This is a genomic window from Paenibacillus sp. yr247, from assembly GCF_900103825.1.
Classification (GTDB): Bacteria; Bacillota; Bacilli; order Paenibacillales; family NBRC-103111; genus Paenibacillus_E.
In genome coordinates this window covers 202,623-222,176 of sequence record NZ_FNIF01000005.1, presented here as the reverse complement: position 1 = coordinate 222,176, position 19,554 = coordinate 202,623, and the positions used below count along the sequence as shown (strand labels likewise).

General features: G+C 44.5%; 21 protein-coding genes. All 21 read left to right on the top strand.

From position 1 onward, the window contains the following. Positions 1–16 precede the first annotated feature (16 nt). The 21 genes from BLT91_RS13440 to BLT91_RS13345 all read left to right on the top strand — a co-directional run bounded on the left by BLT91_RS13440 (position 17) and on the right by BLT91_RS13345 (position 19,302). A complete protein-coding gene (locus tag BLT91_RS13440) occupies positions 17–799 on the top strand; it encodes a CheR family methyltransferase (protein WP_090821644.1) in 783 nt (260 codons plus the stop codon). 52 nt (positions 800–851) lie between these two features. Further along, positions 852–1,016, top strand: coding sequence for a hypothetical protein (locus BLT91_RS31580; protein ID WP_167053794.1), 165 nt, complete (start codon positions 852–854; stop codon positions 1,014–1,016). A gap of 311 nt (positions 1,017–1,327) precedes the next feature. Then, positions 1,328–2,491 (top strand): chorismate synthase, encoded by a 1,164-nt coding sequence (gene aroC / locus BLT91_RS13435; RefSeq protein WP_090821642.1) that lies wholly within the window; start codon positions 1,328–1,330, stop codon positions 2,489–2,491. A gap of 1 nt (position 2,492) precedes the next feature. Continuing rightward, entirely contained in the window at positions 2,493–3,587 is a 1,095-nt protein-coding gene (aroB, locus tag BLT91_RS13430; RefSeq protein WP_090821640.1) for a 3-dehydroquinate synthase, read from the top strand. 3 nt (positions 3,588–3,590) lie between these two features. Further along, a complete protein-coding gene (aroH, locus tag BLT91_RS13425) occupies positions 3,591–3,977 on the top strand; it encodes a chorismate mutase (protein WP_090821638.1) in 387 nt (128 codons plus the stop codon). Between the two features lie 290 nt (positions 3,978–4,267). Next, on the top strand, positions 4,268–5,815 hold the full coding sequence (gene trpE / locus BLT91_RS13420) for an anthranilate synthase component I (protein ID WP_090821636.1): 1,548 nt from the start codon (positions 4,268–4,270) through the stop codon (positions 5,813–5,815). A 29-nt stretch (positions 5,816–5,844) separates the two neighbouring features. Beyond that, positions 5,845–6,885, top strand: a complete 1,041-nt coding sequence (trpD, locus tag BLT91_RS13415; RefSeq protein ID WP_090821634.1) for an anthranilate phosphoribosyltransferase — start codon at positions 5,845–5,847, stop codon at positions 6,883–6,885. Then, positions 6,875–7,681: an indole-3-glycerol phosphate synthase TrpC gene (trpC, locus tag BLT91_RS13410; protein ID WP_090821632.1), complete on the top strand. Its 807-nt coding sequence runs from the start codon at positions 6,875–6,877 to the stop codon at positions 7,679–7,681. The genes trpD and trpC overlap by 11 nt, the downstream gene beginning before the upstream one ends. A 27-nt stretch (positions 7,682–7,708) precedes the next feature. After that, positions 7,709–8,395: a phosphoribosylanthranilate isomerase gene (locus BLT91_RS13405; RefSeq protein WP_090821787.1), complete on the top strand. Its 687-nt coding sequence runs from the start codon at positions 7,709–7,711 to the stop codon at positions 8,393–8,395. Further along, positions 8,392–9,588 carry a tryptophan synthase subunit beta gene (gene trpB / locus BLT91_RS13400; protein ID WP_175532285.1) on the top strand — a complete coding sequence of 399 codons (1,197 nt, stop codon included), beginning with the start codon at positions 8,392–8,394 and terminating at the stop codon, positions 9,586–9,588. The genes BLT91_RS13405 and trpB overlap by 4 nt, the downstream gene beginning before the upstream one ends. 3 nt (positions 9,589–9,591) lie before the next feature. Next, entirely contained in the window at positions 9,592–10,407 is an 816-nt protein-coding gene (gene trpA / locus BLT91_RS13395; protein WP_090821628.1) for a tryptophan synthase subunit alpha, read from the top strand. Positions 10,408–10,424: 17 nt separating this feature from the next. Next, positions 10,425–11,525, top strand: coding sequence for a histidinol-phosphate transaminase (gene hisC, locus BLT91_RS13390; protein ID WP_090821626.1), 1,101 nt, complete (start codon positions 10,425–10,427; stop codon positions 11,523–11,525). A gap of 23 nt (positions 11,526–11,548) precedes the next feature. Then, positions 11,549–12,637: a prephenate dehydrogenase gene (locus tag BLT91_RS13385; protein WP_090821624.1), complete on the top strand. Its 1,089-nt coding sequence runs from the start codon at positions 11,549–11,551 to the stop codon at positions 12,635–12,637. 170 nt (positions 12,638–12,807) lie between these two features. Beyond that, positions 12,808–13,680: a polysaccharide deacetylase family protein gene (locus tag BLT91_RS13380; RefSeq protein WP_090821622.1), complete on the top strand. Its 873-nt coding sequence runs from the start codon at positions 12,808–12,810 to the stop codon at positions 13,678–13,680. Positions 13,681–14,096: 416 nt separating this feature from the next. Continuing rightward, positions 14,097–14,678, top strand: coding sequence for an RNA polymerase sigma factor (locus tag BLT91_RS13375; RefSeq protein ID WP_090821620.1), 582 nt, complete (start codon positions 14,097–14,099; stop codon positions 14,676–14,678). Positions 14,679–14,685: 7 nt separating this feature from the next. Further along, positions 14,686–15,315 carry an anti-sigma factor family protein gene (locus tag BLT91_RS13370; protein ID WP_090821617.1) on the top strand — a complete coding sequence of 210 codons (630 nt, stop codon included), beginning with the start codon at positions 14,686–14,688 and terminating at the stop codon, positions 15,313–15,315. A gap of 51 nt (positions 15,316–15,366) precedes the next feature. After that, positions 15,367–15,948 (top strand): histidine phosphatase family protein, encoded by a 582-nt coding sequence (locus BLT91_RS13365; protein ID WP_090821615.1) that lies wholly within the window; start codon positions 15,367–15,369, stop codon positions 15,946–15,948. Positions 15,949–16,086: 138 nt separating this feature from the next. Beyond that, the gene (locus tag BLT91_RS13360) at positions 16,087–17,241 is read left to right on the top strand and encodes a hypothetical protein (RefSeq protein WP_090821785.1); all 1,155 of its coding nucleotides are present in this window, start codon (positions 16,087–16,089) and stop codon (positions 17,239–17,241) included. Positions 17,242–17,428: 187 nt separating this feature from the next. Beyond that, positions 17,429–17,617, top strand: coding sequence for an IDEAL domain-containing protein (locus BLT91_RS13355; protein WP_090821783.1), 189 nt, complete (start codon positions 17,429–17,431; stop codon positions 17,615–17,617). A 156-nt stretch (positions 17,618–17,773) separates the two neighbouring features. Beyond that, positions 17,774–18,799, top strand: a complete 1,026-nt coding sequence (locus tag BLT91_RS13350) for an LCP family protein (RefSeq protein ID WP_090821613.1) — start codon at positions 17,774–17,776, stop codon at positions 18,797–18,799. A gap of 71 nt (positions 18,800–18,870) precedes the next feature. Then, positions 18,871–19,302 (top strand): DUF2487 family protein, encoded by a 432-nt coding sequence (locus BLT91_RS13345; protein WP_090821611.1) that lies wholly within the window; start codon positions 18,871–18,873, stop codon positions 19,300–19,302. Positions 19,303–19,554 lie beyond the last annotated feature (252 nt).

The window sequence follows — 19,554 nt, the reverse complement described above, 5'->3', positions numbered from 1 at the left end:
AAGGTGGGTGGACAGCATGGAGGATCAAGATTTTTTGTTGTTTATAAAAAAAGTGAAAGAGCATACGTCCATTGATCTTGCCCTTTATAAAGAAGCACAAATGAAAAGACGTCTCACAACACTGCGAATGAAACGCGGTTATCATACATTTGTCGCTTTTTTTGATGCCATGATGAAGAATAAAGAGCTATTTTATGAATTTTTGGATCGAATGACGATTAATGTCTCTGAGTTTTGGCGAAATCCGAATCGCTGGGAGCTCGTTGAGCAGAAGTTTATACCCGAGATGTTGATAAAGAACCGACGCTTGAAAGTGTGGAGTGCCGCTTGTTCAACGGGGGAAGAGCCCTATACACTAGCAATGATTTTGGCCGAGCAAGGGGCGCTGAATGATGTTCATTTACTCGCGACAGATATTGATGATGGTGCCTTGGAAAAAGCACGGAAAGCAATATACCTCGATCGGTCTTTGCGAGACGTCCCAGAAAAATATGCGAAGAAATATTTCCGACAAGAACAAATGATGTATCATATTAAGGATGACCTGAAGAAATCGATTAAATATCAGAAGCAGAACTTGCTTGTCGATACATTTGATACGGGATTTGATCTTATCGTTTGCCGCAATGTCATCATTTACTTTACAGAGGAAGCGAAACATATCCTTTACCAGAAATTTTCCAAAGCACTGAAACCAGGAGGATTATTGTTTGTTGGCTCCACGGAGCAAATTTTCTCCCCAGGGCAATATGACTTAGAAACAGCGGATACTTTCTTTTATCGTAAAAAGGGTGTATAAGAAATTCCATATCTTCCAATACTAAGATGTAGCAAAAGTTTAGGAGGCTATTATGGACAAACGCAAAGTGATTACCGCTTATCGCAGGGGAATGATCTCCATTCAGGAATGTGCGCAAATTTTGGGAGTCGATTCGTCACAAATCATGGGTCTGATGAATGATCCGCAGATGGCAGAACTCCCAAGAGTCGTCCAAAAGCAGCCTATGCACGGTTAACCTTTGCTCTTGATTAAATATTGACACGCTTACGCTAAGGGATTGTACCTTACATGCGAAGCGTGTTTTTGCGTTGGAACTGTTGCCAAACCCGAGTACCTATACTATAATGACAAAAGATAATCGCGCGTCAAAGCGCTAAAGTATTAATAAAAATGCAAGGTAGAAACAGGAGAACGTATCTCTTACGAAACCAGTTTTCTCCGTAAATTCAATGTGAATGCTTATGAAGTCAGTTTGCTTCGCAATACTCAAATCGAATACTTACGAAGCTAGTTTTGCTTCGCAAAACTTTTAGGGGGTCATGGATTGTGAGATACTTAACGGCAGGTGAAACGCACGGCCCGCAGCTCACTGCGATTATTGAAGGGTTTCCAAGTAATGTAACCCTAAACTTTGAAGATCTGAACTTTCAATTACAAAGACGTCAAAAGGGCTACGGTCGTGGTCGTCGAATGCAAATTGAGAAAGATACAGCGACAATTGCAGGCGGTGTGCGCCATGGTAAAACAACGGGGGCTCCGATAGCACTTGTTGTTGTAAATAATGATTGGAAGCATTGGACAACAGTTATGGGCATTGAGCCTGTAGAAGAGGATAACGAAGGCAAACGTCGCGTAAATCGTCCTCGTCCGGGACATGCGGATTTAAATGGCGGCCTCAAATATAATCAAAAAGATTTGCGTAACATTCTAGAGCGTTCAAGTGCACGTGAAACAACGATGCGTGTTGCAACGGGAGCTGTAGCGCGCCAATTGTTGGCTGAGTTCGGCATTAAAGTAGCAGGACAAGTCATTCGTATTGGTGATGTAGAAGTAGAGCGACAAGAGCTTCCAGTCGATGAACTTATTCGCATTACAGAGGAATCTCCGGTACGCGTGGTTGATAAAGAGGCTGAAGCCAAAATGATCGCCGCGATCGATGTAGCCAAAGAAGATGGCGATACACTGGGTGGTATTGTTGAAGTTATCATTGAAGGCGTACCTGTAGGTCTAGGCAGCCACGTTCAATGGGATCGCAAATTGGATGGTAAAATTGCGCAAGCGGTTCTTTCCATTCAAGCTTTCAAAGGTGTGGAATTCGGAATTGGATTCGAAGCTGCCAAGCGCAGAGGATCCAATGTTCATGACGAAATTCTATACACGAAAGAAGATGGCTTTAGTCGCAGAACGAATCGCGCAGGCGGCTTCGAAGGCGGGATGACAACGGGCGAGCAAATTATCGTACGCGGTGTCATGAAACCAATTTCGACACTCTATAAACCACTGCAAAGCGTTGATATTGATACGAAGGAAGTATTCACGGCTCAAGTTGAGCGTTCTGACACTTGCGCAGTTCCAGCGGCAGGCGTGATTATGGAAAACGTAATTGCATGGGAAGTAGCGAATGCTTTTTTGGAGAAATTCGGCGGCGACTCTATCGAGGAAATTCGTGCGAACTTAACCAACTTCTTAGCCCAAGTGGAGAGCTATTAATATGAGAGAGCTCACCGTAGAGCTTGGAGAACGGTCTTATCCCATATATATTGGCCAAGGCATTCTTAACAATATCACGGTCCTGTTCGACCGTGCGAAGCTCAGCCGCAAGTCGCCGCTGCTCGTCGTCACCGACGACGCGGTGGCTCCGCTGCACCTGGAGCGCGTCATGACGCTGCTCCGTAAGGGCGGCTTCGCCGCCACAGCCTGCGTCGTGCCCGCAGGCGAAACTTCCAAATCCCTCGCGCAGCTCGAGGGAATTGTGACCGCCGCCCTCCAGGCGGGTCTCGATCGCAGTTCAGCGATCGTCGCCCTCGGAGGAGGCGTGGTCGGCGATCTCGCCGGCTTCGCTGCGGCGAGCTTCATGCGCGGGATCCGCTTCGCGCAGATCCCGACAACCATCCTTGCCCACGACAGCTCTGTCGGCGGCAAGGTTGCGGTCAATCATCCGATGGCGAAGAACATCATCGGGGCATTCCATCAGCCCGAGCTCGTTCTCTTCGACATCGACTTGCTTTTGACACTGCCGCCCCGCCAAGTAAAGGCGGGCCTCTCAGAAGTGATCAAGCACGGCTTGATCTGGGACGCTGCCTTCACGCAGTGGTGCGACGACAACGCGGAGAAGCTGCTTGCATTAGATCCGGAAGCGCTTAGTTATGCGTTATATATAGGCTGTAAAGTAAAGTCCATCGTCGTATCTCAAGATGAGCGCGAACATGATTTGCGTGCGATTTTGAATCTCGGCCATACGATAGGTCACGCCTTGGAAGCGGTCGCTGGTTATGGCGAACTGATGCATGGTGAAGCCATTGCGATTGGAATGGTAGGAGCTGCAAAGCTTGCTCAGCAGTTTGGATATGTCGAAGACATTTATTCGGTAACGAAAGGTTTGTTCCAGAAATACGGATTGCCTGTCAGCATTCCGTCTCATCTGGATACGGATAGTATTATGAGCGCTATGATGCATGATAAGAAATTCAAAGAAGGCACAATGGTCTACATCATCCCGACGGAAATCGGCAAAGTAGAAATCCGTAAGGATGTTACGGTGGAGCAAGTCAGACAAATTGTCGAGCTTTTAAAAGGGGAGAGTTAGCCGATGTTCTTAAGGGGAATTCGTGGAGCGACGACGGTTGAACACAATGAGGAACAGGAGATTTTAACCGCTACAGGTGAACTGCTTGCGACCATTGTTGAGGTCAATGATTTTCGCCCGGAAGATATTTGTTCGGTTTTCATTACGGTGACAGAGGATATTACGGCAACATTCCCGGCTCGAGCGATTCGCACGATGGTCGGTTGGGAGCTAGTCCCTTTGATGTGTTCCCTAGAGGTTCCGGTTGAGAACGCTTTGCCCAAATGTATCCGATTAATGGTACAAATCAACACAACCAAAAGCCAATCGGAGATCAACCATATCTACTTGAAGGAAGCTAAGGCACTACGGCCTGATATTGTTAAATTGACAAATGAAGCAACGCGGTAGTATAGTGGAGTTAGATGAGTTTAGGTAAGTAGAGCAGATTTTAGTCGAGTAGAGCTGAGCCCAGATGAGCTGAGAATAGGTAATATTGGTTTGTGTGACGATGAGTACGACTCTTTTGGAGGGCGTTTGTTTGTTCATACACAGCCATAGCTGCTTTTTTCATTATTCTCCCTGATCTTCTACTATAACTAAAGTCAACCTCTACCCCCGGTAGAGGTTTTTTTGTTATTCGAATAGAGTTTTGAGCTCCGTAATTACGAGACGCTCACAAGCTGAGAGGGGATGTTTCCATGTATTCACCTGAAATTCAAGAAGTGATTCGTTTGGCCAAAAATTATAACCTCATTCCAGTCGTACGTCATTTATTAGCAGATACCGAAACTCCGATACGAGTATTTCAACATCTTTACCAAGAACCGCGCGCCTTCCTCTTAGAAAGTGTTGAGGGCGGCGTGAAATGGGCCCGATACTCCTTCATCGGCAGCGATCCCTTCTTGATGATTAAGGCGAAGCATGGGAAAACTTTGGTTGAAACACAGACCGAGAATAAGGTTTCTGACGAGAAGCCAATCGATGTGTTGAAAGCCTATCTACGTTCCTACTCAAGTCCTCAGCTTGCGGACTTGCCGCGGTTTACAGGCGGGGCTGTCGGATTCTTTGGATACGATTTGCTGCAATACTACGAGAAGCTCCCTTCTCATCAAATTGATGATTTACAAATGAATGACATTCAATTCATGTTCTGCGATCAAGTCATTGTTTTCGATCATTTCAAACAGCAGATCAAAGTGATTGCCAATGTGCATGTACAGCCTTTTGCAACGGATGCTGACATTGTCAAAGCGTATCATGCGACTTGTGAGAAAATTGATGCAACAATCGAGAAGATCAAGCGTCCTCTCGGTACCGAAACGATGACTCACAATCCGATTGTGACTGAACCTGATCTCGGCGATATACGGTCAAACATCACGAAGGAGAAGTACATTGCCAATGTGAATAAAGCCAAGGAATACATTCGTGCGGGAGATATTTTCCAGGTTGTATTGTCACAACGTTTTGAGATGGAAACGAGTGTTTCACCATTGCAAGTGTATCGAGTGCTTCGTACAATGAATCCTTCTCCTTATATGTATGTGCTTAAAATGGATGATGAAGTCGTTGTCGGCACATCGCCAGAGCTGTTGGTCCGAGTCGAGGAGGAGAAAGTAGAGACGCGCCCAATTGCCGGTACAAGGCCAAGAGGGAAGACGCCTGAAGAAGATCTGGCTTTGGAGAAAGAGCTGCTCGCGGATGAGAAAGAACGTGCTGAACACTTGATGTTGGTTGACTTAGGCCGCAATGATATCGGGCGTGTATCGGAATTCGGAACAGTGAAGTGCGATACGTTTATGGACATCGAACGCTATTCTCACGTCATGCATATCGTTTCTAATGTTTCGGGTAAAATTGCGAAGGACAAAGATTTCTTCGATGCCCTTCTTTCTTGTATGCCTGCAGGGACAGTGTCTGGAGCACCGAAGCTGAGGGCTATGGAGATTATTGCTGAGCTGGAGCCGGAGTCTCGCGGTGCCTACGCGGGAGCGATTGGTTACCTAGGATTTTCGGGGAACTTGGACACTTGTATCACAATCCGCACGATCATTTTCAAAAAAGGCAAAGCCTATGTGCAAGCCGGTGCCGGTATTGTATGGGACTCTGTTCCTGAAAGTGAGTACCAGGAGACGGTGAATAAAGCGACAGCTTTGCTCAAATCGATTCGGATGGCAGAGGCCATGTTCAGCCCTGAGCCTAGACCGGTAAGTGATATTAACAAAGATTATTTTGTTAACTCTTAAGGGGAAAAAGTATGAGGAGGATTGAAGTCATGAGTGGACTTAATTATATACAGCAAGCGCTCGGTAAAGTCATTAACGGTAGTCATTTGTCCCGTGAGGAAGCACGTGGTGTGATGTCGGAAATCATGGATGGTGCTGCTACACCATCTCAAATCGGCAGCCTGCTCACAGCGCTTCGGATCAAAGGCGAGACGCTGGAGGAGATTACAGGCTTTGCAGAGACGATGCGCAATAAGGCCCTTCAAGTCGAGGTTCAGCAGAACGATCTGTTGGATACTTGCGGAACAGGTGGAGATGGGGCAGAGACGTTCAATATCTCTACAACGGCAGCGATTGTAGCATCAGCTGGAGGGATTCGCGTAGCGAAGCATGGCAATCGGGCGATGTCTAGCAAAAGCGGCAGCGCTGATGTCCTGGAAGCTCTTGGCGTGAAGATTACGTTAAGCGGCGAGCAAGCAGCGAAGTGCTTGGACAAGACAGGCATTTGCTTCATGTTCGCTCAAACTTATCATCAATCGATGAAGCATGTAGCTGCGCCTCGTCGTGAGCTGGGCTTCCGAACGGTGTTCAACTTGCTTGGTCCCTTAACGAATCCAGCAGGCGCTGATCGTCAAGTACTAGGTGTGTTCGACAGCTCTAAGACAGAGTTGCTCGCTCAAGCGCTGCAAGCGCTAGGACTGAAACGAGCATTGGTTGTAGCAAGCGAGGATGGTTTGGACGAGTTTAGTATTTCGGCACCTACCAAAGTAACGGAACTAAAAGGTGATACTATCAGTACTTATAAAATTACACCAGATGATCTTGGCTTACGCGCACATAGCATTAAGGATGTAGGCGGTGGAGATGCAGCGCTAAACGCTGAGATCATTCGTCATATTTTTGCAGGTGAAAAGGGGTCTCATCGCGATATCGTGCTTGCGAATGCAGCAGCCTGCTTCTATGTGACAGGCCATGTTGGAACACTACAACAGGGTGTGAAGCTTGCGGCTGATGTGATTGATTCAGGGCGAGCGGAACAGAAATTGAATGATTTAATCCAATATACAGGAGAATTATGCTATGTTTCTTGATAAAATTGTTGCCACCAAGTTGGCTGAGGTTGAAGCGATGAGCAGTTTTTCGATCAAAGAGGCAGAGAAGCTAATCTCAGAGCTTCCTCCTTGTTTAGGCTTTGAACAGGCGCTGACGACTCGGAAAAACCGTGCTATGGGTCTTATCGCAGAAGTGAAGAAAGCTTCTCCGTCCAAAGGATTGATTCGTGAGGATTTTGAGCCGGTGCGTTTGGCGGAATCCTATGAAAGAGCTGGGGCCGATTGCATTTCAGTTTTGACGGATGTGCAGTATTTTCAAGGCAGTAATGAGTACTTGATGGCTGTTCGTAAAGCGGTTAATGTGCCATTGCTGCGGAAAGATTTCACGATTGATCCGAAACAAATTTATGAAGCCCGTTTGATTGGTGCAGATGCTATTTTGCTGATTGCTGCGATTTTGACGACAGACCAAATGAAGCAGTATTTGACATTGGCTAGCGATCTTGGGCTGGATGCACTTGTTGAGGTGCATGATCGTAAAGAGCTGGAACGCGCACTTGAACTGGACACCCAAATAATTGGCGTCAACAATAGGAATTTGAAAACATTTGCAACTGACTTAGGCACAACCGAAGAACTGATTCAATTCATTCCCGCTGGGAAAACTGTCGTCAGTGAAAGTGGCATCTCAACTGCCCAAGATATGGCTTATTTACAGCAAATCGGCTCCCAGGCTGTCTTAATTGGCGAGCATTTCATGCGTCAGCCTGTTGTTGAGCAGGCCGTTCATGATTTGATGGGTAAACGGGTACAAACAACGAATCAGTTGAAGTAGAAAGAGGCGAAATGAATGGCTGCGGGGATGGTTCCAACGGTAAAAATTTGTGGACTTCAAAGCGTTGAAGTGTTAAAATCAATCGTACATTTGCCGATAGCTCATATCGGTTTTGTTTTTGCACCGAGCAAGCGACAAGTCACCCCGGAGAGGGCCAGTGAGCTGATTGCTTACCTGAAATCAGAAGCGGCTAATGGCGTGCCCATCCCTCTGACTGTAGGTGTATTCGTCAATCCGAGCGAGGAACAATTAGCACAAATTCTAGCGGTGGCTCCACTTGACGTTGTTCAATTACATAGTCAGGAGACACCTGATTTTTGTCGGTGGGTTCGTGAACATTTCCAGGTAAAAGTGTTTAAATCCGTATCCATTTCCAAATCGGAGAACAAGGTGCCAACTCTTGCAGACTTATCTTCCCAGCTTGACCCCTATATAGGGACAATTGATGCAGTGTTGCTTGATACCTTTGACCCGGTGTATGGAGGAGGATCAGGGACAACCTTTGCATGGGACCGTATTCCTGTTTATCAGGAATGGGCTCGTTCGGCAGGTGTGGGACTGCTGGTAGCAGGCGGACTGCAGCCTAATAATGTTGATCGATTAGTGACAGCGTACAATCCTGACGGAGTGGATGTTTCTAGCGGCGTGGAGACCGAAGGCGTCAAAGATATTGCGAAAATTACCGCATTTGTGGAAAGGGTGACCCGAAAGTGATGCAAGTACCTGACCAGCATGGCAGATTCGGCAAGTTCGGCGGCCGATATGTACCAGAGACATTGATGAACGCACTAACTGAGCTTGAAGAAGCTTATAACCAATATAAAGATGACCCTGAATTTATTGCTGAGGTGCGCTATCTGCAAAAGCAATATTCAGGCAGGCCAACTCCACTCTATTATGCAGAGCGACTAACTGAACTGCTGGGCGGAGCCAAAATTTATTTGAAGCGTGAGGATTTGAACCATACGGGCGCTCATAAAATCAATAACACCATTGGACAAGCGGTTCTCGCGAAACGGATGGGGAAGAAGAAGATTATTGCAGAGACTGGGGCCGGACAGCATGGTGTTGCATCAGCTACAGTAGCGGCGCTGATGGGATTTGAGTGTAAAGTTTTCATGGGCGAGGAAGACACGAAGCGTCAACAATTAAACGTTTTCCGCATGAAATTGCTCGGTTCTGACGTCATTCCCGTTACGTCGGGTACCCGTACACTGAAAGACGCTTGTAACGAAACGCTCCGTTACTGGGTTAGCAACGTTCAGGATACTTACTATATCTTGGGGTCCGTTACAGGACCACATCCTTATCCGATGATGGTACGTGATTTTCAACGCGTTATTGGTGATGAGTCTCGGGAACAGATTCTTGAAACCGAAGGCAGATTGCCTGATGCCGTTATCGCTTGCGTTGGAGGAGGCAGTAATGCCATGGGTATTTTCTATCCGTTCGTCCAAGATGAAACGGTCAAACTCATCGGCGTGGAAGCGGCTGGCCGCGGTATTCATACCGAGGAGCATGCTGCGACTATGACCATGGGGACACCTGGTGTTTTCCAAGGCTCACTGAGCTACCTGTTACAGGACGAGTACGGTCAAGTGCTGCCGGCTCACTCCATTTCTGCAGGATTAGATTACCCCGGCATTGGACCGGAGCATTCCTACCTAAAAGATATCGAGCGTGCTACGTATTATCCGATCACGGACCAGGAAGCGCTAGATGCTCTTCAATTGCTGAGCCGAACGGAAGGTATAATTCCTGCCCTAGAGAGTGCTCATGCCATTGCACAAACGGTTAAACTAGCTCCTAACATGTCCAAGGATGAGATAATTATCGTGAATCTATCCGGACGTGGTGATAAAGATGTTGAATCCATTATGAGCTATCTCGACAAAGGGAGGGAATAAGCGATGAATCGTATTGATAGGCGATTTGCCGAGCTCAAAGAGCGCAGGGAAACAGCAATGATTCCTTTCTTGACTATCGGCGATCCTTCCCTCGAAGCATCCCTTGAACTTATTCTGGAGATGGAACGCGCAGGTGCCGACTTGATTGAGTTAGGTGTTCCTTACTCTGATCCGTTAGCCGACGGTCCTGTTATTCAACGTTCCTCTGAGCGAGCGCTGCAGCGTAAAATTTCTATCTTTGATGTCATTGAAGTTGCACATCAGGCGAGAAGTCGTGGTTCTAAGCTGCCTTTCATTCTTTTTACGTATTATAATCCGGTTTTGCAAATTGGGCTTGAGCGCATTTTCAAAACGATGCAAGATAATGAAATCAGCGGTATCATTATCCCTGATCTTCCGTTAGAAGAAGACAGTGAGACGAGAGCGATAGCTGAAGCTTTCGGTATACATCTTATCCCGCTAGTTGTGCCAACATCCAATGAGCGTGTTAAGCGGATTGCAGCTGGAGCTCGCGGTTTCGTCTATTGTGTGTCATCTTTGGGCGTTACTGGTGAACGCGCTGAGTTTTTCGGCGGCATTGAAGATTTTCTTGCTACTGTGCGGGACGCCGCGAATGTGCCTATTGTCGTTGGCTTCGGAATTTCAAATCGCGAGCAAGTTCAGCGCTTTGAGAAGCTATGCGATGGAGTCGTTGTCGGTAGTGCCATTGTACGTACGATTGAGAACGCATTGCATCATTTTGAAGTCGATGCTGCGCACCCGGAAGGACTATTGCAAATTCGTAACTTTGTGGGAGAATTAAAAGGGTCGAACATTTAATTGATGAGGTGACTACCATGAAACCGAAACAAACGATTGTGCACTTACCGGTTTATCAACCGGGTAAACCTATTGAAGAAGTAAAACGTGAGCTAGGTTTGACTAAAGTTATAAAGTTGGCATCCAACGAAAACCCTTTTGGCTCCTCACCCAAAGTGAGAGCAGCAATTGAGGCCGAAATTTCCAACATCAGCTTGTATCCAGATGGGGGAGCTGTTCAGTTGACAGAAGCTGTTGCTGAATCCCTTGGAGTAGCGAATAATCAACTTATTTTTGGCGCAGGCTCAGATGAGGTTATACTGATGCTGGCGAGGGCTTTCCTCGTTCAAGGTGACGAATCTGTCATGGCTTCACACACGTTCCCCCAATATAAACATAACTGTGAAATTGAAGGGGCAGTGTCCATTGAAGTTCCTTTGAAAGAAGGCACGCACGATCTGGAAGGTATGCTAGCTGCCATTACAGACCGAACGAAAATTGTTTGGATTTGTAATCCAAATAACCCTACGGGCACGATGAATACGGATACGGAAATTAAAGCGTTTTTAGCCAAAGTTCCAGACCACGTACTAGTCGTTCTTGATGAAGCTTATTGCGAATACAACACGACGGGTGAATTCCCGGATAGCATTGAACTAATTGGGCAATATCGTAATGTGATTGCTTTGCGTACATTTTCTAAGATTTATGGGTTGGCTTCGCTGCGAATTGGTTACGGAATCGGACATCCCGATGTTATTCGATCGATTAATCAAGTGCGCGAACCTTTTAACACAACCAGATTTGCCCAAGCCGCTGCGCTTGCTGCAATCAAAGATCAAGATTTCATCCAAAGCTGCCGAGAAGCGAACACAGCTGGCTTGCAATATTTAACAGATCAGTTTAACAAGATGGGTCTTAAAGCATTTCCAGCACACGGTAACTTCATCATGGTTCATGTAGGTCGTCCAGCAGTGGATGTATTTAATGGTTTGCTGCGCCGAGGTATCATCATTCGAGGAGGTCATATGTTGGGCTTCCCAACATCGCTTCGCGTTACAATCGGCTCGCGCGAACAGAATGAGAAATTCATTGCCGCTCTAACGCAAGTGCTCGCTGAGGTTGCAGTTCAGGCCTAATTTAAATCATAAAGGTTGATTTCATGACTAAAATTGCGATATTCGGTGTAGGGCTGATCGGTGGATCACTCGCCTTATGCTATAAAGGAAAACCAGAATTTACAGTCGTCGGTCACTCGCCGAATCCGAAATCAGTTGAGAAGCTTCTTAAACGGAATGTCGTTGACGCGGCTACAACTAGTATGGCGGAAGCGGTAGAAGGAGCGGACTACATTTTTCTTTGTGTGCCTGTTGGCATGTTAGAGGAGTATGTCCAGCAGCTGGTGCAGCTCCCACTGAAAGATGGTTGTATCATCACAGATGTCGGTAGTACCAAGGCTTCAATCACCGAAAGTGCAGCAACCTTTGTTAAGGATGGCGTCTACTTTATTGGCGGTCATCCAATGGCAGGCTCTGAACGTCATGGGGTTGAGGCAGCTTCCTCACATCTATTTGAAAATGCATTCTATGTCTTGACACCTGCGGAGGGGACGCCTAAAGCTGAGGTTGACCGTCTAACGGAGCTGCTCCGGACAACGAAGGCTCAGATTGTTCAAGTTGGTGCCCGCGAACACGATGACATCGTAGGTGCGATCAGTCATTTACCGCATATCATTGCTGTTGCTTTAGTTAATCAAGTAAGAGGCTATAACGAAACGAATCCGTTGTATCAAAACCTGGCCGCTGGCGGATTCCGAGATATTACACGTATTGCATCCAGCGAACCGATGATTTGGCGAGATATTCTTGTTAACAATCGACAAGTGCTGCTCAAGCTCCTTAATGATTGGAATCTTGAAATTTCGCACTTTATCAAGTTGTTGGAGAATGGTGACGGCGAGGGAATTGCCGAACAATTTCGTGTGGCTAGTGAGTTCCGAGGTCAACTGCCAGAGCGGAGAAAAGGTATGATCACATCCTTATTCGATATTTATGTTGATATTCCTGATCATCCCGGTATTATTGGCCACATTACTTCTTCACTCGGTAACGCTAGGATTAATTTGAGCAATATCCAAATTATTGAAAGCCGTGAAGATGTACCTGGTGTATTGCGTCTATCCTTCCGAAACCAAGAAGACGCCGATCGAGCAGCTGAGCTGCTTGGTCAACAGTATACGGTTCATGTATAACGCCTGATTATGTGCGAGAATAAGCTGATTTCTGCTCTTTTGGACGCTCAAAAGAGGTAAGAAATCAGCTTGTTTTTTATTTTTATAAACGGATTCTCAAAAAAAAAACTTCGTGCTATAATGACATCTGTTCTTATATATTATACTTACTTCTATGTGGGGCGAACTTGATGAAGATTTGGATGATGTTGAAAAGCATGCTGATTGTTTTAATCGTTTTTGTTAATTTTCTTCCTTCCTTTGTAAGTGCTAACAATGTCATTTATTCGAAGGAAGTTGCCGTGCTAGTTTATCACCATGTTGATGATCAAGTGCAGGGCTCAGTAACCATCTCAACAAAATTGTTTGAGAGGCAATTGGAAGCCATGCAACGGCAAGGGTATCAGTTCATCACCATGGATCAGTTCAAAAGCTTTATGTCGGATGGGACGAATATTCCCGATAATGCGGTACTTGTAACTTTTGATGATGGCTATGAAAGCTTTTATACGAATGCTTATCCCATACTCAAAAAAATGCGAATACCTGCAGTAAATTTCGTTATCACCAAAGATTTGGACAACCCGACGGGGACACCGTTGCCATCTTTGACCAGAGAAGAAATTAAGAGGATGAAAAAAGAGTACTCAGGCATTGATATTCAATGTCATTCGGATCAAATGCATGCAATGAGAGATGGCAAGCCTCTATTGAACAACAAAATAACGAATAACGGAGTAACTGAAACGGACGATGAACTCAAACAAAGAATCATCAAGGATACAATAGCATGCGTCTCTAAGATTAGAGATGTGAATGGCTCTAAACTCGTTGATTCCTATGCATACCCATTCGGAAGCTATGATGATAATACGATTACGTATCTTCATGAGGCTGGAATTAAGTATGGTTTTACAACCAAAGCGGGTATAACCTCGGTACAAACAGATTCCATGCAAATTCCAAGGATCAATGCAGGCAGCCCATTTATTAAACCTCATTCAATAAACAATTTGATTAAGCAAGCAAACAGGCATCAATTACAATCCATTACTAGTAAATAATATCGAGTTGGTAAACGTTTTCAAAATAGTCGTTGACAGAATGAAACCGTATACATATAATAAAAGTACAGTATGGTTTCTCTCCACTCCTATCCGATAATCGCACCATAAGTGCAACCGCCAATTTGGCGGTTTTTTTTTGTGCATATGTACCATATTTTTCTGATTTTCATATATAATGGAAAGACAAGCTGTTGTGTGTATCCGACGAACGGCAAAATTGAATTTTTTCCAACAATTTGTCGAATGGAGCAGGAATTTCGTGATGAATCAAGAAAGTTTAATAGGCTCTTATTTTATTTGAATATAAATTCACAATTCTTTTACAAATAACCGCAACTTTTCACTCCAACCGCAGTACAACATGTATGAACAGTTGGAGTGGTACCCGGGAACGCTAGGAGGGTCGCCACGTAATGACCGATTCCCAATTGATCAGAGAAATCAAGGATGGAAATGTTCAAATTTACAATGAACTTATGCGTCGTTACGAGCGTAAAATCCTTGCATTTATTTTTCATATGCTAAAAAGTACTCAGATGGAAGCCATTGCTGAAGATCTGTGTAACGAAACTTTCTATAAAGCGTACCGCAGTTTGCATTCTTTTCGTGAAATTGAGGCATCCTTTTCCACCTGGTTGTATACAATTGCCCGGAATACCGTTCTGAGTGAGCTGCGCAAAAATAAAAGTGTTCAAGTCTCGTTGGAACAAAGCGGATTGACACCGCATGCCTCTTTTGATGCAATGCCAGAGCAAGCTATGCTGCGAAACGAGAAAGTATCCATGGTTCGTGATGCGATTAATAGTTTGCCAGAGAAACAAAGATCAGCTTTGATACTCAGAGAGTATGATCAAATGGATTATCAGGAAATCGCAAACATATTAGGTCAGACTGTAAGTTCGGTAAAGTCTCTTCTATTTAGGGCTAGGGCGTCCGTTAAATTACAGCTGGATCCTTATTTCAGTGAACCGATATTCGAAGAATCGAAGGGATGAAAGAGCGATGAAGTGTAGTGAGATCCAGGAATTATTTGGAGTATATTGGGATCTGCCGAATGATGACCTGCGACGTACCGCGGTGGATGAGCATATAGCGACTTGTGCCGAATGTACAGAAGAGTTTCAAATATGGGAAGAAAGTACGATACTCATTCGTACTGCGGCGATCGAGAGCGGGTTGCCTGATTATGAGCCGATGGTCTCTAACAAGGTTATGAATCGGATTTATGAAAATGAGTCATGGCGCATTCCAGTTTCTGAGCGTATGTATGCGATCTCTTACACATTCAGGAGGAATCTTACAGCTGTCATTGCTTTTTGTTTAGCCTTATTCGTGTTCAGCTTCTTGTTTGCTATCGTATACGACGGAACGCCACAATCAACATTAGCTTCTGCGGATAACTCCTTGTTTGATCTACAAGCGCCACAAGCCTTGAAGTCCAGTAACACTGAATCTATGAATGGTCACAAGATGGTAGATGCGGTAGCGAGTCTGAATCCTAGTTTCATGGAGCCTTTACGATTCCACGTAGGCCCCATTCATTCATATCCGCACTATTTATTGGTTGTTTCGATACTAGGTCTAATCGCAACAATTATTATTATGAATTGGTTATCACGAACGAAAGCATAATGCTCCTGAAGGAGCATTTTTCATTTTAATGGATGATGGAGGGGCAAAGAAATGACAACGATCGGATTTATCCGGCATGGTAGTACAGAATGGAATCGTCTAGGTAAGCTGCAAGGGCAGCTGGATACTGATTTAACCGAAGAAGGTAGAGAGCAAGCTAGGTTACTAGGTCTGAGATTAGCGAAAGAAGGTTGGGACGGTATTATAAGTAGTGATCTGAAGAGAGCCAGGGAAACAGCGCAAATTGTTTCGGAGCTTTCAGGAATCCCCTTTTTACGGACAGATAAAAGGCTGCGGGAGCGTAAATATGGACAGGTCGAGGGAACTACTGCTGCTGAGCGGGAGGAGCGATGGGGGACTGATTGGAAGCTTCAGAATCTAGGTCAGGAGTCGGATGACGATCTATGGAAACGTTGGTCAGGGCTAGAATCTGATTTAATACAGACCTATCCGAATCGGAAAATATTATTGATATCTCATGGTGGTTTTATCGTTCAGGTACTCAGAGTTCTACGGATTGACAGTGAAGAATTTCTTCAAAATACATCTCTGACAATTCTACTTCGTCAAGGAGCAGGTTGGGAGCTTCAGTTATATAATTGTTTAACTCACTTAGAAACCAAAACTGAATAATCGTTAGACATCAGCATGGCTCAATCAAAGAGTCATGTTTTTTTGTTTCGTTTGGAATATTTTCGGGAAAAAATCCCATAATGGTTACTAGAAACCACGGAGCTGAAAGCTTCACCAATTGGGGGATGTAGGATGGAAATGAACCTAGCGGACATGCTCAGCTACACCGATATCCATGAATTAGGTCGAATTGCTCATACCTACGAGTGCCAATGCAATGGTCATTCGAAGAATGAATTGATTCAATCAATTTTGAGTGCAGCGCTGCGCAGAGAGATTTTCGAGAAGCACATTCAAAGCTTGAATATGGAGGACATTCGATTCTTGAATTCTCTGCTCTTCGATCCTCGTAATGCTTTCAGCATCGAAGAATTAATCGCTAGAGTTCAGCAATCACGATTCCAGAAGGAGGAATCGGGCGAATGGAATCCTCGGGATATGGTTATTAAATTTAAGAAGCTTGGTTGGTTGTTTAACGGATATTCGCAGCAAACGAAGTTTTTGTTTCATGTCCCCCATGATTTGAAGCGTAGATTTAGTGATGTTCTAACAAACCAGTTTAAACAATCTCTGAGACTAACAAATGAGCCCAGTGTATACCGAGATGAGCAATTACTAATTGTTGATGACATCTTTCATTTCTTGACGTTCATCTCTCAGCAGCAGGAGTTACCGCTGACTGCGGAAGGCGCCATGTACAAAAGGCAGCTCCAACAAGTTCTTGATCGATTATCAGTTCAAGAAGAAATGGTACCCAAAGGGACATGGCGATTCGGGTATGGTCGCATGTTTAAAGAGTATCCGAACCGATTTTCATTCATCTATGATTACTGCTATTACCGTCAACTGATTAGTGAGCATTCACAAACACTTCGTCTAACGGAAGATGGAAAAACACGCTTGCTGGAAGGAAAGAAAGAGAACCTAGCAGATGTCTATAAGTTCTGGCTTCGGCTTTATAAAAATCCGATTCCAAATGTCCAAAGCATCGCTGGGTGGGTTGATCGTTTAGGCGGACAATGGGTAACCATGGCATCTCTGGGAGACGTGCTTTGTAAATTAGTTAAACCATTTTATTATGATAGTTCTGAATCCATTGTGGAACAACGCATTTTGCAAATGATGATGCATTTGGGGTTGATCCGGATTGGGGAAGATCAGGAGAATGGAACCGTAATTCAAGTCACGAAGCTCGGAACGAAAGTGATTCAAGGAACATTTGTCGCTGAAGAAGACAAGGTCGTCCTCTTTCTGGATAAAGAAAGTGCACAGTTCAGAGGAGACACCAAATAAAGAGGTGGTTGTAGGTAAAGACACATTCCTGATGAATCGGGCTTTTGAAGGAAGCGATGATGTACGGAGTGAATATGATGAAGTAGGAGCATACACAGGGGTTGGCATACACCAAGATACAGACTTACATGTTTTTGCGAAAAAGAAGCTCCTGACAAACCGCGGACAACATTTGGAGGTAGGTCTCATGGGAAAAATGAATGTATCTAACAACGCGCTGCTCGCACTTTTCGCGGAAATGGTTTGGGACAATGCCATTCGCAAATATAAAGAAGAAAATCTCTATAAAGAGATTGACCGTGCTTTAGCCAAGGGAGATCAAACGACGTTCTTGGCTCTTACATCAGAGCTTAAAACCTTGCAATCTTTGGGTTAATAACGTAGTTAGCGGCTAATATAGGAACGTATAGGAAAGACATGTGAATCTCATTCACGTGTCTTTTTTTGTTGCTTGGCCTAATTGAAAAAGAACTAATTCATCACCCCTCGCGTCCATTTAAAAGAGTATGATACTAAACAGAAGGAGATACAAATGAAAAAGATTATGAAATTTCTAGGAAGACGAAAAGCCTTGACAGCCGTACTTCTGATTACAGGAATGATAGTGGGATCGGCATCGTTGTATGCAGCTTACCTAACAAATAAATGGCACCAGACGTTGGATCTTATAGCTGCCCCTGAAGCAACAGCAGCACCCAATATAATTGGAAGCAAAGTCCCTGTATCACAGACAGTAAATCAGATTGAAAAACCGCTAACCTTCCTCTTAACTGCTATAGATGAAAGAGAAGGAAATGAAGGGTCACTGAATACGGATGTAATGATGCTTTTTCGTGTTAATCCACAAACACATCAAGGAACTGTGGTATCCATTCCAAGAGACCTGGAAATTGAAGCTGAAAAGTCAGGATTAGACACATCCCACAAAGCGAATTATTTCTACGCGTACTATTATAATAAAAATAAATACACAGCCCTTTATGAAACGAAGAGCTTGTTCAGTAAAGTCTATCAAGTTCCCATTGATAATATGGTCGTTATTAATTTTGATGGCTTTCGAAAGCTAATCGATGAATTAGGCGGGATGACCTTAGAAGTCGATATGGATATGCTCTATCAGGACGAAAGCGACGGAACGAATATTCATTTAAACAAAGGAAAACAGCAGTTGAATGGCAAGCAGGTATTAGATTTTATCCGTTACCGCAAATCTAATTTGGGCACAGCAGAATCCTCCGATATGGAGCGAAATCAAAGAGAGCAGCTTGTACTTAATCAATTACTTGATGAGTTAACAACATTGAACGGAATAACCGCTTGGGGAGGTGTGCTTGATATCATAGGAAGTTCCATCAAAACAGATATTCCAGCTGATGAACTTCGGACATTGACGAAATCCTACCGTGACTTGAAACCGGCAACTGTTCAATACATTCATCTGAACGGCGAATGGGAGAGCCCTTATCTAGTGGTGAAGAAGAAGGATCTGGAGGAAGCGCTTAAGGCTCTGCGCGGACAAACCGGTTTATCAATTGACAGTCAGGTTAGGACGGATTAAAGTACAAGAAGAGCTTTATGACGTTACATAGCAAACGATTTTTTGGCAAATGATAGGGGAGGAACAATCCGTTGAAGTTTAATGATATCCCAGCTAATGATTGGCCAGATTTAAAACCATATTTAGATACTTGCTTGCTTCCATTAACGGGGTTAACTGGGTTTGAAGACCCTACCCAAGTAACAGTGGCCTTAGAACAGCTTAGAGATGCTCTGGAAACTATTGAGATTCCATTCAAAGGCAGAGTAGTGACGTACCCAGCGCTTCATTATATAACGGGTGTAGATATGAGAGAGCAGTTACATGCCATCTCGCTTCATTTAAAAAGGATGGGGTTTCGTTACGTGATCGTACTTACCCTACATACAGAAGCTGCTCTATGGAAAACAGATCAAACAGATTTGTTAATTAATGTCGATTTGGAGCAGTGGACGAGCCAATCTGATCAGATCAAATCAAATATTTCCAAGCAAGTACTACAGTTATGGCAGCAGAGCGATTAACTTTAACTGTTAAGCGTATTATTGGAAAAAAAATTGTGCAGGATAAGGGGAGTAATGGAGCTCTATGGTTACCCAAAAAAGTTGTGACAATTTCGTTAAAATTTGTTCAAAGGCCAAGATTTCAATCGACTAAAAGGAGTTATGGATTCTTGACGACCTAGTAGTCGTAGGCTATTATTAGTAATGTCCTAGTTATGTAGTGTAATGTCGAACGACACGTGATAGAGGTTACTGATGTCCGAGAGGGTTTGG

What these genes read in the sequence shown, in the direction of transcription:
- BLT91_RS13350 (WP_090821613.1), top strand. Translation starts at nt 17,774, where the DNA reads ATGAAAAAGATTATGAAATTTCTAGGAAGACGAAAAGCCTTGACAGCC.
- hisC (WP_090821626.1), top strand. Translation starts at nt 10,425, where the DNA reads ATGAAACCGAAACAAACGATTGTGCACTTACCGGTTTATCAACCGGGT.
- aroB (WP_090821640.1), top strand. Translation starts at nt 2,493, where the DNA reads ATGAGAGAGCTCACCGTAGAGCTTGGAGAACGGTCTTATCCCATATAT.
- trpD (WP_090821634.1), top strand. Translation starts at nt 5,845, where the DNA reads ATGAGTGGACTTAATTATATACAGCAAGCGCTCGGTAAAGTCATTAAC.
- BLT91_RS31580 (WP_167053794.1), top strand. Translation starts at nt 852, where the DNA reads ATGGACAAACGCAAAGTGATTACCGCTTATCGCAGGGGAATGATCTCC.
- BLT91_RS13360 (WP_090821785.1), top strand. Translation starts at nt 16,087, where the DNA reads ATGAACCTAGCGGACATGCTCAGCTACACCGATATCCATGAATTAGGT.
- BLT91_RS13380 (WP_090821622.1), top strand. Translation starts at nt 12,808, where the DNA reads ATGAAGATTTGGATGATGTTGAAAAGCATGCTGATTGTTTTAATCGTT.
- BLT91_RS13405 (WP_090821787.1), top strand. Translation starts at nt 7,709, where the DNA reads ATGGTTCCAACGGTAAAAATTTGTGGACTTCAAAGCGTTGAAGTGTTA.
- trpA (WP_090821628.1), top strand. Translation starts at nt 9,592, where the DNA reads ATGAATCGTATTGATAGGCGATTTGCCGAGCTCAAAGAGCGCAGGGAA.
- BLT91_RS13365 (WP_090821615.1), top strand. Translation starts at nt 15,367, where the DNA reads ATGACAACGATCGGATTTATCCGGCATGGTAGTACAGAATGGAATCGT.
- BLT91_RS13440 (WP_090821644.1), top strand. Translation starts at nt 17, where the DNA reads ATGGAGGATCAAGATTTTTTGTTGTTTATAAAAAAAGTGAAAGAGCAT.
- trpC (WP_090821632.1), top strand. Translation starts at nt 6,875, where the DNA reads ATGTTTCTTGATAAAATTGTTGCCACCAAGTTGGCTGAGGTTGAAGCG.
- aroH (WP_090821638.1), top strand. Translation starts at nt 3,591, where the DNA reads ATGTTCTTAAGGGGAATTCGTGGAGCGACGACGGTTGAACACAATGAG.
- BLT91_RS13370 (WP_090821617.1), top strand. Translation starts at nt 14,686, where the DNA reads ATGAAGTGTAGTGAGATCCAGGAATTATTTGGAGTATATTGGGATCTG.
- BLT91_RS13355 (WP_090821783.1), top strand. Translation starts at nt 17,429, where the DNA reads ATGGGAAAAATGAATGTATCTAACAACGCGCTGCTCGCACTTTTCGCG.
- trpE (WP_090821636.1), top strand. Translation starts at nt 4,268, where the DNA reads ATGTATTCACCTGAAATTCAAGAAGTGATTCGTTTGGCCAAAAATTAT.
- BLT91_RS13375 (WP_090821620.1), top strand. Translation starts at nt 14,097, where the DNA reads ATGACCGATTCCCAATTGATCAGAGAAATCAAGGATGGAAATGTTCAA.
- BLT91_RS13385 (WP_090821624.1), top strand. Translation starts at nt 11,549, where the DNA reads ATGACTAAAATTGCGATATTCGGTGTAGGGCTGATCGGTGGATCACTC.